The following is a 15,559-nucleotide window of genomic DNA, read 5'->3' on the forward strand; positions in this document are numbered from 1 at the left end:
AATCTACTATGAGAAAAAATAGCAAATACTGTTTAATTTTAGCCCCAGGCATTTTATGGATCATGGCCGGGATTAAATTACTTTTAAAAGCTTCTATGAGTGTTTTCGACAATTATTTTTCCTTTATCATCTATTGCCCATTAGCCATGCTAGCTTGGGGTTTAGCAGCTCTAAAATGTAGATTCCTTTTGTGCAAAACTTGGGAAAAACAACTGGCGCTGGCTAACCAGTTTATTTCACAATCTATATCTGGAAAAACCTATCTAAGACAAACATTTATCTCAAAAAGATTTTTTATAATGGCATTAATGATTGCTTTTTCCTTAATTCTACGCCATTATATTTGTAATCCATTAATCTTATTCGTAATTCGAGCAACAGTCGGGTATGCTCTTATTAAAACTGCTATCTCTTATCTCTATCGAATTCAAAAAATCTCAATTCAACATCTTTAAGAAGAAATTGTCATAACTTTATGGAAATTGTTTATACAGGAATAGACATCATTGAAATCAGCCGGATTCAAAAAGTTATAAAAACTCATGGTCAACGCATACTTAACAGACTATTTACTCCTAAAGAACAACAGTATTGCTTAGAACTTACGAATCCTATTTCATCCTTTGCCGGACGTTTCGCTGCTAAAGAAGCTATAGCAAAGGCCCTAGGAACAGGTATAGGACGTTTCATTGGTTGGAAAGATATTGAAATCTTGAAAACCTCCCAAAGACCTGAAGTCTCCCTCCCCTCTCGTATATATAAGCAAACCGGAATTACCAAAGTCGTCCTTTCAATAAGTCATAGTAGAGAATACGCAACAGCAGTTGCTATTGCATTAACCTAAAAATCGTTCAGCATCTAAAGCTGCCATACAACCACTGCCTGCAGAAGTAATTGCTTGTCGATAATACTTATCCTGAACATCTCCTGCAGCAAAGACCCCTGGAATAGAAGTTTTAGTAGAACCCTTTTCAGTAAGAATATACCCTATCTCATCAAGCTTCAATTGACCTTGAAGAAAATCTGTATTCGGTTTATGTCCAATAGCAAAAAAGACTCCCGCAGCCTCTTTAGTGACAACCTCTTGTGTTATATTATTCTTAATATCTACCGAACGAACAATAGTATCCCCAGAAATTTTTATAATCTCACTATTCCATAAAAAAACGATTTTATTATTAGCTAAAGCTTTTTTTTCCATTATTTTAGAAGCTCGTAATGTATCTCTCCTATGCACAATATAAACCTGTTTGCCATAACGCGTAAGATACATAGCCTCTTCTAAAGCTGAATCGCCACCACCAATCACATATAGATCTTTATTTTTAAAAATAGGAGATGCTCCATCACATACTGCACAAGCAGTCACGCCTTTTTGCCAAAATTCGTTATCACCTGCTCCAGCAATGTCTAAACGTCTTGCCGAAGCACCCGTAGCTATAATACAAGCGTCACAAGAATAGATTTCTTCCTTAGAATGTAATAAAAAGGGTCGTTTACTAAAATCTACAGATGTCACATCCTTAGCTAATACTTGAGCTCCTAATCGCACCGCTTGCAATTTCATAGCCTCCATCAATTTTGGTCCTAAAATTCCTTCCGAAAAGCCTGGGAAATTTTCCACTTCTGTTGTAGTCATAAGTTGTCCTCCAGCAATCCCTGAAAAAAACCCTTCAAATAAAAGAGGAGCTAAAAGTGCTCTCGCAGCATAAATTCCTGCTGTATAGCCAGCCGGTCCAGAACCAATAATAATTAATTGAGAATGAGACATTCGTTTGCTCCTTGTTTGCGTTCTTTAAATTAGGATCTAAATTAAATAAAAATTTTTGCTCAATAAAATAGAATGAAAAATCTCCGATAAGGGAGATCTTGCCTTTTTTAAGGTTTATATTTACACTATCTTTTTTGACTTTGTAGTTTTTAGGAGAATAACAATAAATGCCAAAACAAGCCGAATACACTTGGGGATCTAAAAAAATTCTCGACAACATAGAATACCTAGACGAGGATGTTGTAGAATTCAAAAACTTGCTCTACACGGCACACAGAATTACTTCAAGCGAAGATGAGACTGATAGCGAAATTCAGCCCGGCGCTATCCTAAAAGGTACTGTAGTTGATATTAACAAAGATTTTGTCGTAGTCGATGTAGGATTAAAATCGGAAGGAGTCATTCCGATGTCGGAATTCATAGACTCTTCCGAAGGCTTGGCTTTAGGAGCAGAAGTCGAAGTCTATCTAGATCAAGCAGAAGACGATGAGGGCAAGGTTGTTCTATCAAGAGAAAAAGCAACACGCCAACGCCAATGGGAATATATTTTAACTCATTGTGATGAAGGATCTATTGTTAAAGGTCAAATTACACGCAAAGTCAAAGGCGGCCTTATTGTAGATATTGGTATGGAAGCCTTTCTTCCTGGATCACAAATAGATAATAAAAAAATTAAAAATCTTGATGATTATGTAGGTAAAGTCTGTGAATTTAAAATTCTAAAAATTAATGTCGAGCGACGCAATGTTGTTGTGTCTCGAAGAGAATTATTAGAAGCAGAAAGAATTTCCAAGAAAGCTGAGCTCATTGAGCAAATCACGATTGGAGAACATCGCAAAGGCATTGTGAAAAATATCACGGATTTTGGAGTCTTCTTAGATCTTGATGGGATTGATGGTCTTCTACATATTACAGATATGACTTGGAAACGTATTCGCCATCCTTCTGAAATGGTTGAGTTAAATCAAGAGCTTGAAGTCATTATCTTAAGTGTGGACAAAGAAAAAGGCCGCGTAGCTTTAGGATTAAAACAAAAAGAACATAATCCTTGGGAAGATATCGAGAAAAAATACCCTCCAGGAAAACGTGTTATTGGTAAAATTGTTAAACTTCTTCCCTATGGAGCATTTATTGAAATTGAAGAAGGAATTGAAGGATTAATTCACGTTTCAGAAATGTCTTGGGTAAAAAATGTTGTTGATCCAAGTGAAGTGGTAAATAAAGGTGATGAAGTTGAAGCCATTGTTTTATCTATTCAAAAAGATGAAGGAAAAATTTCTCTTGGCTTGAAACAAACCGAACATAATCCCTGGGACAATATTGAAAATAAGTATCCTATTGGGTTACATGTAAATGCTGAAATTAAGAACTTAACAAATTATGGTGCTTTCGTTGAATTAGAACCCGGGATCGAAGGTTTGATTCATATTTCTGATATGAGTTGGATTAAAAAGGTTTCCCATCCTTCAGAACTCTTCAAAAAGGGTAGCACAGTAGAGGCGGTTATTCTCTCTGTAGATAAAGAAAGTAAAAAAATTACTCTAGGGGTAAAGCAGTTAAGTTCAAATCCTTGGAATGAAATTGAAGCCATGTTTCCTACAGGAAGCATAATTTCTGGAGTTGTGACTAAAATCACTGCATTTGGAGCCTTTGTTGAATTACAAAATGGTATAGAAGGATTAATCCATGTTTCTGAGCTTTCTGAAAAGCCATTTGCTAAAATAGAAGATATTATCTCTATTGGCAGTACAGTATCAGCAAAAGTTATTAAACTAGATCCTGATCATAAAAAAGTATCTCTCTCTATGAAAGAATATCTTGCAGAGTATCCTTATAATCAAAAAGCAACAAACTCAGGGGAGTCAGATATCGTATCTAAATCCTCTAAAGAAAGGAAAAAAGGGAAATAGTATTTAATTGCCATTTGAAAAAATCTGTTGTTTTTTCTCTATTGGCTCTTCAATTTAGATCTCTATAGTTTCCTTATTATATGAGGAGTATAATGAATAAAAATCTTGTAGCTATTTTTGACTACATGGAGAAAGAAAAAGGAATTCAACGCTCTACTATTACAGGGGCGATTGAATCCGCTTTAAAAATTGCAGCTAAAAAAACTTTAAGAGATGATGCTAACATTTCTGTAAATATTAATTCTCGTACGGGAGATATTGAAGTTTTTTGTGAAAAAGAAATTGTAGAAATTTGCCAAAATCCCAGCAAAGAAATCCCTTTAGATAAAGCAAGAGAATATGATCCTGATTGTCAAATTGGTCAGTATATGGATGTTCCCTTTGTTTCAGAAAACTTTGGGAGGATAGCAGCTCATGCAGCGCGACAAATTATTGGGCAAAAATTACGTCATGCTGAAAGAGATGTGATCTATGAAGAGTACCGTCATCGTGTAAATGAAATTCTATCAGGAATAGTCAAGAGATTTGCAAAAGGCTCAAATCTAATTATAGATTTAGGGAAAGTCGAGGCTATTCTTCCCGCTCGCTTTTATCCAAAAACTGAAAAGCATAAAATTGGTGATAAGATTTACGCGCTACTTTATGAGGTACAAGAATCAGAAAATGGGGGAGCAGAAGTTATTCTTAGTCGTAGTCACCCAGAATTTGTTAAACAACTATTCATCCAAGAAGTGCCAGAGTTAGAAGAAGGTGCTGTTAAAATCGTTAAAATTGCTCGAGAAGCTGGTTATCGCACTAAATTAGCTGTAAGTTCATCTGATTTGAAGGCAGATCCTGTTGGAGCTTTTGTTGGTATGAGAGGTTCTCGAGTAAAAAATATTATCCGAGAATTAAATGATGAAAAGATTGATATTATAAATTATTCCCCAGTACCTACAGAATTATTACAAAATTTACTTTATCCTATAGAGATTCAAAAGATTGCTATTTTAGAAGATGATAAAGTAATTGCTATTGTAGTTCAGGATGCCGATTACGCTACTGTAATTGGAAAACGTGGTATTAATGCTCGTTTAATTAGTCAAATTTTAGACTATGAGCTCGAAGTACAACGTATGAGTGAATATAATAAGCTTTTGGAGATTCAACGCCTACAATTGGCAGAATTCGATAGTCCCCATTTAGATCAGCCTCTAGAAATGGAAGAAATTAGTAAGCTAGTTATTCAAAACTTGGAACATGCGGGATACGACACAATCAGAAAAGTGTTATTAGCAAGTGCTAATGACCTAGCTTCTGTTCCTGGGATCAGTTTAGAGCTTGCTTATAAAATTTTGGAGCAAGTCAGCAAATATGGAGAAGGCAAAGTTGACGAAAAACCTGAAATTGAAGATTAAAAATGCTCAGTTAACGAAAGCTGCTGGGCTAGACAAGCTAAAACAAAAATTAGCTCAAGCAGGATCTTCTGAACCTAAAGTGTCCTCAGAAAAGCCTTCTGGGAAAACACCAGGTAAGGAAAAAATGACCAAATTAGCTGCAAAGGTTTCTGTTGCATCCCCAACTACAGAACCTGCTCCTGTAGAAGCTAGTCTTCCACGTATTCGTGCAAAAAATCGTTCATCTTTTGCATCAGAAGATGATGCTATACTTCCTGCATCTATTGAATTTTCTTCTTCAGAACCTCTTTCGGTAGATATAGAATTTGAATCTCGGTCTAAACCAATAGAGCTTGCACAAGAAGTCTCTGTAATTGAAGAAGTCTCTTCAAAAAATGACGTATCTGAACCTAAGCCTGCTATAGAACCAATTCTAAATAAACCTACTGGACCTAAAAGTGTTGTTGTAAATAAATCTAAATTTGGTCCTACAGGTAAACATATTAATCACCTGTTGGCTAATACATTTAAAGCTCCTCCTAAAGAAGAAAAAGCAGGATCTAAGCCTACTACAGACAAACAAAATAAAGGAGGACCTTTAGAAGAGACTTTATCTACTCGAGATAAATTCGGGACTCTCAATAGACCAGTTTCACCTTCTGTTCGACGAGACGTTAATAAAAGGCCTTCTTCAGATTTTCGTGATCGCGCTAAAAAAATGGACGATAGTGTAAAAGCTTTTACAGGTAGAGATCGTTATGGTTTAAATGATGAAGGAGAAGAGGATAAATGGCGCAAAAAACGTGTTTTCAAGCCGAAAAAGCATTATGACGAACATGCAATTCAACGCCCAACACATATCAAAGTATCCTTACCTACCACAGTAAAAGACCTCGCAGCAGAAATGAAACTCAAAGCTTCTGAGTTAATTCAAAAATTATTTATTCATGGGATGACTTATGTGGTAAATGATATTTTAGATAATGAAACTACAGTACAATTTATTGGTTTAGAGTTTGGATGTACTATTGATATTGACTATTCGGAGCAGGATAAACTTTGTTTAGCCTGTAACACAGTTCAAGAAGAAATTGAAGCTACAGATGCTAATAAACTAATTATCCGCTCCCCTATTGTTGCCTTTATGGGTCATGTAGATCATGGAAAAACTACATTGATTGACTCTTTAAGAAAGAGCAACATTGCGGCTACGGAAGCTGGAGCGATTACTCAACATATGGGAGCGTTTTGTTGTACTACCCCTGTTGGTGATATCACCATTTTAGATACGCCAGGTCATGAAGCTTTTTCTGCAATGCGAGCTCGGGGTGCTGAAGTATGTGATATTGTAGTTTTGGTCGTTGCCGGAGATGAAGGAATTAAAGAACAGACTTTAGAGGCTATAGAGCATGCTCGTGCAGCCAACATCGCTATTGTTGTAGCCATCAATAAATCTGACAAACCCAACTTCAATCCTGAGACTGTTTACAGGCAACTTTCAGAAATTAATCTTTTATCAGAGGCTTGGGGGGGGACTATAGTTACTGTTAATACCTCTGCAAAAACAGGAGCGGGCCTTTCTGAACTTTTAGAAATGTTGGCTTTACAAGCAGAAATTTTAGAACTTAAAGCTGATCCTTCTGCACGTGCTCGAGGTCTTGTTATTGAATCAGAATTACACAAAGGATTAGGACCTGTAGCCACTATTTTGATTCAAAATGGTTCTTTGCATCTTGGAGAGGCTCTTGTTTTCAATGATTCCTATGCTAAAGTTAAAACTATGCATAATGAGCATAATCAGCTGATAAAAGAAGCTGGGCCGTCGACTCCCGTTTTAATTACAGGGCTTTCTAATATTCCTAAAGCTGGGGATCCCTTTTTTGTTGTCAAAAATGAAAAAATAGCTCGAGAAATTATTGAGGCAAGAATTGCAGGTCAACAACGGTTTGCTTTGCAACAAAAGAAACGTCCAAATTTTGATACTGTATTGCAAAATAAAAAAACCTTGAAACTCATGATTAAAGGTGATGTCCAAGGATCTATAGAAGCTTTAGCCAATTCGATATACAATATTAAGTCAGAAAAGGTTAATGTTGAAATTCTTACTCATAGCGTGGGTGAGATTTCAGAATCGGATATTCGTCTAGCGGCAGCCTCTAAAGCGGTGATTCTTGGTTTTCATACTGGAATTGAAAGCCACGCTGAGCCTTTAATTAAAAATTTAGGAGTAAAAGTTTGCTTATTTAACATTATCTACCATGCTGTAGATGTTGTTAAAGAAATGATGACAGCCCTTTTAGACCCTATTGCAGAAGAAAAAGAAGAGGGTTCTGCAGAAATTAAAGCAATTTTCAAATCTTCTCAATTAGGGTTAATTTATGGTTGTTTAGTTGCTGATGGTATTATAACAAGGAACCATAAAGTTCGTATTCTACGTAACCAAGAGGTACTTTGGAAAGGCACACTCTCTTCATTGAAGCGGGGCAAAGAGGATGTAAAAGAGGTAAAAAAAGACTTGGAATGTGGAATTTTCCTAGAAGGCTATCAAACAGCTCAAATTGGTGATATTTTACAGTGTTATGAAATCATTTATCATCCACAAAAATTATAAGTTAAAATGCTATGACAGAAAGTAGGCGTATTAAAAGGGTAAACTCCTTGTTACGCGAAGCGATTGCAAGGGTAATTTTAAGAGACGTTAAGCACCCTAAGATCTCTAACCGTTGGATTACAGTAACTCGAGTTTCTTTAACTAAAGATTTACATTCTGCCCGTGTTCATGTCTCGATTATGTCTCATGAAAACACCAAAGAAGAGACTTTAGCAGCTTTACAAGCATCAGCCGGTTACATTGCTTGTAAAGCTGCTAAAAATGTTGTTTTAAAGTATTTTCCCGAGCTTAGTTTTTATCTCGATGATATTTTTTCTCCTCAAGATTATATAGAAAACTTACTTTGGCAAATTCGTGAGCAAGAAAAAAATTAATAAATTGTGTTCATATTTAAAAATTTAATCTCATTAAATGCTATCATGGAACTTGCAATAGAAGTTAAGGAAGGTGTTCTTCTTATCGATAAGCCTCAAGGAAGAACTTCATTCAGTCTTATTCGAGCTCTAACAAAGTTGATCGGAGTAAAAAAAATTGGCCATGCGGGAACTTTAGATCCATTTGCTACTGGCGTTATGGTAATGCTTATAGGTCGGCGCTTCACACGTCTTTCTGATGTTTTATTGTTTGAAGATAAGGAATACGAAGCAATTGCTCATTTAGGCACTACAACAGATTCTTATGATTGTGATGGCAAGGTTGTTGGAAGGTCTAAAAAAATTCCTACTTTTAAAGAGATTTTAGTAGCTGCGCAATATTTTCAAGGTGAAATTCAACAATTGCCGCCGATGTTCTCTGCAAAGAAAGTTCAGGGAAAAAAGCTTTATGAATACGCTAGGAAAGGCTTATCTATAGAACGTCGTCATTCAACAGTCCAAGTATATTTACAAATTACTAAATATGAGTATCCTTTATTATATTTTGTTATACGCTGTAGTAAAGGAACATATATTCGTAGTATTGCTTATGAACTCGGCAATATGTTAGGGTGCGGAGCCTATTTAGAGCAACTGCGTCGCTTGCGTAGCGGCTCTTTTTCCATAGATCAGTGTATTGATGGAAATTTTTTAGATTGTCCGGATTTTGATATCTCTTCTCATTTACGAGATGCTCATGGAAATCGCCTATAGTTTTGCATCTTCTACTTCTATAGATTCTGTAACTGTAGGTTTTTTTGACGGCTGTCACCTGGGTCACAGTAAACTTTTATCTGTCCTTACTTCATATCCAGGAACTTCTGGAATTATTACTTTCGATCCCCATCCTCAAGCTATTCTTTCATCCCCTCCTAAACTCATTACTAACCGGCAAGAGCGCTTAAAACTATTACAAGCCTTCCCGATAGATTTCTTATGCATCCTATCTTTTGATTTTAAACTCGCAAATCAATCTGCTGATACATTTATTTCTTCTTTACATGAGCAATTAAAATTCAAACGACTCATTCTAGGTCACGATTCTCGGCTAGGAAAAGGAGGACAGGGTAATGTGAATACTCTAATTCCTCTGGGGAAAAGTTTAGGAATAGAGATTGTACAAGTGTCTCCTTGTTATGTTGATGGTATTTTGGTATCTAGCAATAGAGTTCGCAATTTACTTATTGAAGGGCATTTAGAACTTGCCTATCGTTATTTAGGTTATCCTTATACGTTCTTAGGAAAAGTAGCTGAGGGCTATGGGATCGGTAGTGACTTAGGATTTGCTACTATCAATCTTCCTAGAGAAGAAAGCCTGCTCCCTCTGGGTGTATATGCTTGTGAAATATGTCACAAAAATAAGAACTACTTAGGAGTAATGAATTTAGGAATAGCTCCTACAATTAAAAGAAATTCTCTATGTGTTGAGGCTCATCTTTTTAATTTTTTTGGGAATCTTTATGATGAGGAAGTTGCCATAATTCCTAGAAAATTTCTTAGGAAAGAAAAAAAATTTTCTTCGAGGGTTACTCTAGTTAATGCCATTCGCCAAGACATTAGTAATGCTCAAAATTTTTTTAAAAACAACACATTTAATTATGTAAGAAAAGAATAACATCCCCGTCTTTAACAATGTAATCACGTCCTTCAGCTCGAAGTTTACCAACTTCACGGACTCCTGTTCTTCCTTGATAAGCCACCATATCTGTAAACGTTATAATTTCAGCGCGAATAAATCCTTTCTGAATATCTGAATGAATCGCTCCTGCAGCTTCGACAGCTGTAGATCCTTTGGGAATTGTCCAAGCTCGAGTTTCTTGAAGTCCTGTAGTAAAGTAAGAAATCAGTTCAAGAGTTTCATAAGCTCTGGAAATAAGTCGATGTAGTCCTGATTTTTTAAGTCCAAGGCTAAGGAGAAACTCTTCACGCTCTTCTATAGGAAGAGAGATAATTTCTTCCTCTATCCGAATGCAAATAGGAAGAACTTGAATGTTTTCTTTAGCGGCGATTTCTTTTACAATAGCCACGTATTCATTTGTCATGAGCGGAAGGGAATCCTCACCTACATTTGCAATATAAAACATAGGTTTCATGGTCAAAAAGGAATAAGGCTTTAACAGTGTGTGTTCTTCACGAGTGAGTGCCAAAGAACGTAAAGCTAACCCCCCTTCTAAATGAGCGATGATCTTATCAAACAGTGGCAGGAGAGCCCCAACCACACTTTTACCTTTAACTAACTTTTCTAATTTTCTACGAATATTTATAGCAGAAGAAAAATCTGCAAAAACCAATTCTAAGTTAATTACAGCAATATCTTGAGCAGGGTCTACTTTCCCTGAAACATGAGTAACATCTGAGTTTTCAAAACAACGAACAACATGAGCAATCGCGTGAGTTTCTCGGATATGGGAGAGAAAACGGTTACCAAGACCTGCGCCATCTGAAGCTCCTTGTACTAAACCAGCGATATCTACAAATTTCATATCCGCATAAATTAGCTTTTGACTATGACTAATTTTTGACAAAATATCTAACCGCTCATCAATTACAGGGACAGTGCCGATATTAGGATCTATAGTGCAAAAAGGATAATTACAGGAAGCCACTTGAGCTCCTGTTAAGGCATTGAACAATCCAGACTTTCCGACATTAGGAAGTCCTACAATCCCACATTCCGTATGACTCATCTAAAAGATATCTCCACCATTCCATATTACCAAACCCCCATAAGCACTAAAACCATTGTTCTAATGCTTATAGAGAGCCTAATAGGAAAAGGTCCTCCTCTTAAAAGAAACCTTTAACGCTTTCAGTGTGATCTGCAAAAAGCATACCAAAAACGTACTTTCTTGTATAAGACTTTCTTAATAAATCATGAAAATTCTTAGAGTCTGCTTTATCCTTCATTTAATAAGCCAATATCCTAGAGTTCCTTAGAGGTAAAAGACCTAGGCTTCACTCTTGAGAAAAACAATAGCATGAGGTAACTTGCAGATAATTCCAGATATGATGAGATCTTGGCACAAACATGGGTGAAAAAACAGAAAAAGCAACGCCGAAACGCCTTAGAGACGCGCGCAAAAAAGGCCAAGTAGCAAAATCTCAAGACTTTCCCTCTGCAGTAACCTTCATCGTTTCAATGTTCACAGCTTTTTATTTAGCTTCCTTTTTTTTTAAACACCTTGGAGGTTTCCTTGTCTCAATTTTAACGCAAGCACCTACGAATCACGATCCACAAGTTACTCTACATTACCTTAAAAACTGCCTGACTTTAATTCTTACAGCTTCTCTTCCCTTATTGGGTGCGGTGGCTGTCGTTGGCCTTATTGTCGGTTTTCTTATTGTCGGCCCAACTTTTTCTACAGAGGTCTTTAAGCCTGATCTAAAGAAATTCAATCCTATTGAAAATATTAAGCAAAAATTTAAGATCAAGACGGTGATAGAATTAATTAAGTCTATTCTTAAAATATTTGGTGCTGCTTTAATCTTATATATTACCTTAAAAAGTCAGATTTCTTTGATAATAGAGACTGCAGGCGTCTCTCCCATTGTTACAGCTCATATCTTTAAGGAAATCTTCTATAAAGCAGTGACATCTATAGGTATCTTCTTTTTAGTAGTTGCGGTGCTTGACCTTGTATACCAACGCCATAATTTTGCTAAAGAGCTTAAAATGGAAAAGTTTGAAGTAAAACAAGAATTTAAAGATACAGAAGGCAACCCCGAAATCAAAGGTCGTCGACGTCAAATTGCTCAAGAAATTGCCTATGAAGACACTTCATCACAAGTAAAACATGCAAGCACCGTAGTTTCCAACCCTAAGGATATTGCTGTTGCTATTGGTTATATGCCAGAGAAATATAAAGCTCCGTGGATTATCGCTATGGGCACGAATTTACGAGCAAAAAGAATTATTGCTGAAGCTGAAAAATATGGAATTCCCATTATGAGAAATGTTCCTTTAGCACATCAACTTTGGGATGAAGGAAAAGAATTGAAGTTTATTCCAGAATCCACTTATGAAGCTATTGGGGAAATCCTCCTCTATATCACTTCGTTGAACGCGCAAAACCCTGACAATAAAAACATTAACCAACCTGACTATCTACAATGAACAAACTACTCAATTTTGTAAGTAGAACTTTTGGGGGAGATGCAGCCCTAAATATGATTAATAAGTCGAGCGACCTTATCCTTGCGTTGTGGATGGTCGGCGTCGTTTTAATGATTATTGTCCCCTTGCCTCCAACTATTGTGGACTTAATGATTACCATCAATCTCTCTGTTTCTGTTTTCTTATTGATGGTAGCTCTTTATATCCCAAGTGCCTTGCAGTTATCAGTATTCCCTTCGCTACTTCTAATTACAACGATGTTCCGTTTGGGTATCAATATCTCCTCATCACGGCAAATTCTCCTCAAAGCTTATGCAGGACATGTCATTCAGGCTTTTGGAGATTTCGTAGTTGGAGGAAACTATGTTGTCGGATTTATTATCTTTCTTATCATTACGATTATCCAATTTATTGTAGTTACCAAAGGTGCTGAGCGTGTTGCTGAAGTTGCCGCAAGATTCCGATTAGATGCTATGCCTGGAAAGCAAATGGCCATCGATGCGGACTTACGTGCCGGCATGATTGATGCTGTTCAAGCACGGGATAAACGCGCTCAAATCCAAAAAGAAAGCGAACTCTATGGAGCTATGGACGGTGCCATGAAGTTCATTAAAGGGGACGTAATTGCTGGCATTGTCATCTCGTTGATTAACATCGTTGGTGGACTTACTATCGGTGTTGCTATGCACGGAATGGATCTTGCTCAAGCAGCTCATGTTTATACATTGCTATCTATTGGTGACGGTTTAGTTTCTCAAATCCCCTCTCTCTTAATCTCCTTAACAGCCGGTATTGTCACTACTCGTGTTTCCAGTGATAAAAATAGCAATTTAGGTAAAGAAATTTCTTCTCAGTTGGTGAAAGAGCCCAGAGCTTTACTTCTTGCTGCTGCTGCTACTTTAGGAGTAGGCTTTTTCAAAGGGTTCCCTCTATGGTCCTTCTCTATCCTAGCTTTAATCTTTGGAGTGTTGGGAATCCTTTTGATTACGAAAAAAACCATCAATGCAAAAAAAGGGGGCGCTGCTGGAGCTTCAACCACTGTAGGCGCCGCTGGAGAGGGCGGCACAACAGCTAGTGACAATCCTGATGACTACTCTTTGACTTTACCTGTAATCTTAGAGTTAGGTAAAGATCTCTCTAAGCTCATCCAACAAAAGACAAAGTCAGGGCAAAGCTTTATTGACGATATGATTCCTAAAATGCGCCAAGCTTTATACCAAGACCTTGGTATTCGTTATCCTGGAATTCATGTACGTACGGACTCCCCTTCCTTAGAGGGGAATGATTACATGATTCTTTTGAATGAAGTTCCCTATGTACGAGGAAAAATTCCTCCTCGTCACGTATTAACAAATGAAGTAGAAGACAATCTTAGCCGTTATAATCTTCCTTTCATTACTTATAAAAATGCTGCAGGTCTTCCCTCTGCATGGGTAAGTGAAGACGCAAAGATGATTTTAGAAAAAGCAGCAATTAAATACTGGACTCCTCTCGAAGTAATCATTCTACATTTGTCTTACTTTTTTCATAAAAGTTCTCAAGAATTTCTTGGCATTCAAGAAGTGCGTTCCATGATTGAATTTATGGAACGTTCCTTCCCTGATCTTGTCAAAGAAGTTACAAGGCTCATTCCCCTTCAAAAACTTACGGAAATTTTTAAACGTTTGGTACAAGAACAAATTTCAATTAAAGACCTACGTACAATTCTGGAATCTTTGAGTGAATGGGCACAAACAGAAAAAGATACTGTCCTACTTACAGAATATGTGCGCTCTTCTTTGAAGCTTTATATCAGTTTTAAATTCTCTCAAGGCCAATCTGCAATTTCTGTCTACCTCTTAGATCCTGAAATTGAAGAAATGATCCGCGGGGCAATTAAGCAGACATCGGCAGGATCTTACCTTGCCTTAGACCCAGACTCAGTTAATCTAATCTTGAAGTCTATGAGAAATACTATTACTCCAACGCCCCCAGGAGGACAATCTCCAGTACTATTGACAGCAATTGACGTCAGAAGATATGTACGAAAATTAATAGAGACAGAATTTCCTGATATTGCTGTGATTTCCTATCAAGAAGTACTCCCAGAAATTCGCATTCAACCATTAGGACGTATTCAAATTTTCTAATTGATCTATTGTTTCTTGTTATAGGAGGTTCATGGCATCATCTGGAGGCGCTGGAGGTTTAGGAAGTACACAAGGTGTTAATCTTTCAGAAGTGCAAGCAGCCGCAGCCAAATCTGATGCATCTGAAGTTATTGCTAGCCAAGAAGGCACTGAAATAAGTCTTATCCAACAGTCTCAGGACATGACAAATCCTGCGGCAGCAACACGAATAAGGAAAAAAGAAGACAAATTTCAGACTTTAGAGTCGCGAAGAAAAGGTGAAGCTGGTAAAGCAGGAAAAAAATCGGAGGCAACAGAAGAAAAAGGAAAGCAAGATCTCGCGGATACATTCACTGCAAATAATACCGAAATTTCTGCGCAAGACTTACGAGAACTTCGCGATTCCTTAACAGATGACTCCTCATCCGAAGAAATTTTACAGTCTATTCAAAAAAAAATCAAAGATCCAGCCTTACAAGCTATAGCTTTAGACTATCTTGTACAGACAATTCCTTCTAGTCGTGGAGCTCTAAAAGATGCACTTATCCAAGCGCGACTAACACATACACAACAATTCAGCCGTGCTGCTATTGGAGGAAAGAATATTTTATTCGCATCTCAACACTATGGGGAAATATTAAATACTTCGCCTTTCGGACTACGTCAGTTATATCTTGAAGTTACTGGAAATACCCATTCATGCGAACAACTTCTTTCACTACTCCAAGATCGTTATACTTACGATGACTCCAAAATCGTGAGCTCCTTTCTACTAAAAGGAATGGCTGTAGATTTAAAATCAGAAGGACCTTCCATAGAGCCTGCAAAACTACAAACCATGATGACTGAAATACGTAATTTACAAGCAGTCCTTGCTTCTTATGATTTTTTCAGTGCTAAGGTCCCTCTTCTTCTCGATAATTTAAAAGCAGAAGGAGCTCGCTACCCTGAAGATATAAATTTTGTAAAAGTTGCTGAGTCATATCATAAGGTTATTAATGATAAATTTCCTACTGCATCGAAACTAGAACGCGAAACCCGAAGCCTCATCGGAGAGGATCTAGACGCTGTTACTGGAATCTTGAATTTATTTTTTGGAGCTCTGCGACAAACCTCCCCACGGCTTTTCCCTTCAGCGGATAAACGACAACAATTAGGGACGATGATTGCCAATGCTTTAGACATGGTCAACATCAATAATGAAGATTATCCCAAAGCAACAGACTTTCCTAAACCTTATCCATGGTCATAAATGT

At 37.0% G+C, this 15,559-nt stretch carries 13 protein-coding genes; 11 read left to right on the plus strand and 2 right to left on the minus strand.

Going from position 1 to position 15,559, the window contains the following annotated elements; translation table 11 throughout:
- Positions 1-8 precede the first annotated feature (8 nt).
- Together Cs308_RS04315 and acpS are read left to right on the plus strand one after the other, a co-directional pair.
- Complete coding sequence (locus tag Cs308_RS04315) at positions 9-455, plus strand: hypothetical protein (RefSeq protein ID WP_066482985.1); 447 nt, start codon at positions 9-11, stop codon at positions 453-455.
- Between the two features lie 20 nt (positions 456-475).
- Positions 476-844: a holo-ACP synthase gene (gene acpS, locus Cs308_RS04320; protein ID WP_066482987.1), complete on the plus strand. Its 369-nt coding sequence runs from the start codon at positions 476-478 to the stop codon at positions 842-844.
- On the opposite strand, the gene trxB is transcribed toward acpS, so the two are convergent.
- Complete coding sequence (gene trxB / locus Cs308_RS04325) at positions 836-1,771, minus strand: thioredoxin-disulfide reductase (protein WP_066482990.1); 936 nt, start codon at positions 1,769-1,771, stop codon at positions 836-838. The two genes, acpS and trxB, sit on opposite strands and share 9 nt — an antisense overlap.
- A gap of 167 nt (positions 1,772-1,938) precedes the next feature.
- Here trxB and rpsA point away from each other — a divergent pair, with 167 nt between their 5' ends.
- The 6 genes from rpsA to Cs308_RS04355 all read left to right on the plus strand — a co-directional run bounded on the left by rpsA (position 1,939) and on the right by Cs308_RS04355 (position 9,696).
- Positions 1,939-3,681 carry a 30S ribosomal protein S1 gene (gene rpsA / locus Cs308_RS04330; protein ID WP_066482992.1) on the plus strand — a complete coding sequence of 581 codons (1,743 nt, stop codon included), beginning with the start codon at positions 1,939-1,941 and terminating at the stop codon, positions 3,679-3,681.
- A gap of 92 nt (positions 3,682-3,773) precedes the next feature.
- On the plus strand, positions 3,774-5,078 hold the full coding sequence (nusA, locus tag Cs308_RS04335; protein ID WP_066482994.1) for a transcription termination factor NusA: 1,305 nt from the start codon (positions 3,774-3,776) through the stop codon (positions 5,076-5,078).
- On the plus strand, positions 5,035-7,668 hold the full coding sequence (infB, locus tag Cs308_RS04340) for a translation initiation factor IF-2 (RefSeq protein ID WP_066482996.1): 2,634 nt from the start codon (positions 5,035-5,037) through the stop codon (positions 7,666-7,668). Before nusA ends, infB begins: the two co-directional genes overlap by 44 nt.
- Before the next feature lie 11 nt (positions 7,669-7,679).
- On the plus strand, positions 7,680-8,042 hold the full coding sequence (rbfA, locus tag Cs308_RS04345) for a 30S ribosome-binding factor RbfA (RefSeq protein ID WP_066482998.1): 363 nt from the start codon (positions 7,680-7,682) through the stop codon (positions 8,040-8,042).
- Positions 8,043-8,087: 45 nt separating this feature from the next.
- Positions 8,088-8,795 (plus strand): tRNA pseudouridine(55) synthase TruB, encoded by a 708-nt coding sequence (gene truB, locus Cs308_RS04350; protein ID WP_066483000.1) that lies wholly within the window; start codon positions 8,088-8,090, stop codon positions 8,793-8,795.
- Positions 8,779-9,696 carry a bifunctional riboflavin kinase/FAD synthetase gene (locus tag Cs308_RS04355; RefSeq protein WP_066483002.1) on the plus strand — a complete coding sequence of 306 codons (918 nt, stop codon included), beginning with the start codon at positions 8,779-8,781 and terminating at the stop codon, positions 9,694-9,696. The genes truB and Cs308_RS04355 overlap by 17 nt, the downstream gene beginning before the upstream one ends.
- Here the strand turns inward: Cs308_RS04355 and ychF are convergent.
- Complete coding sequence (gene ychF, locus Cs308_RS04360; RefSeq protein ID WP_066483004.1) at positions 9,674-10,768, minus strand: redox-regulated ATPase YchF; 1,095 nt, start codon at positions 10,766-10,768, stop codon at positions 9,674-9,676. The two genes, Cs308_RS04355 and ychF, sit on opposite strands and share 23 nt — an antisense overlap.
- A gap of 341 nt (positions 10,769-11,109) precedes the next feature.
- Here ychF and sctU point away from each other — a divergent pair, with 341 nt between their 5' ends.
- From sctU to sctW, 3 genes are read left to right on the plus strand one after another with little or no spacing between them, the layout of a single operon-like run.
- A complete protein-coding gene (gene sctU / locus Cs308_RS04365) occupies positions 11,110-12,195 on the plus strand; it encodes a type III secretion system export apparatus subunit SctU (RefSeq protein WP_066483013.1) in 1,086 nt (361 codons plus the stop codon).
- On the plus strand, positions 12,192-14,324 hold the full coding sequence (sctV, locus tag Cs308_RS04370) for a type III secretion system export apparatus subunit SctV (protein ID WP_066483015.1): 2,133 nt from the start codon (positions 12,192-12,194) through the stop codon (positions 14,322-14,324). The genes sctU and sctV overlap by 4 nt, the downstream gene beginning before the upstream one ends.
- A 31-nt stretch (positions 14,325-14,355) precedes the next feature.
- Positions 14,356-15,555 (plus strand): type III secretion system gatekeeper subunit SctW, encoded by a 1,200-nt coding sequence (gene sctW / locus Cs308_RS04375; protein WP_066483017.1) that lies wholly within the window; start codon positions 14,356-14,358, stop codon positions 15,553-15,555.
- Positions 15,556-15,559: the final 4 nt, after the last annotated feature.

This window comes from Candidatus Chlamydia sanziniae (assembly GCF_001653975.1).
GTDB lineage: Bacteria > Chlamydiota > Chlamydiia > Chlamydiales > Chlamydiaceae > Chlamydia > Chlamydia sanziniae.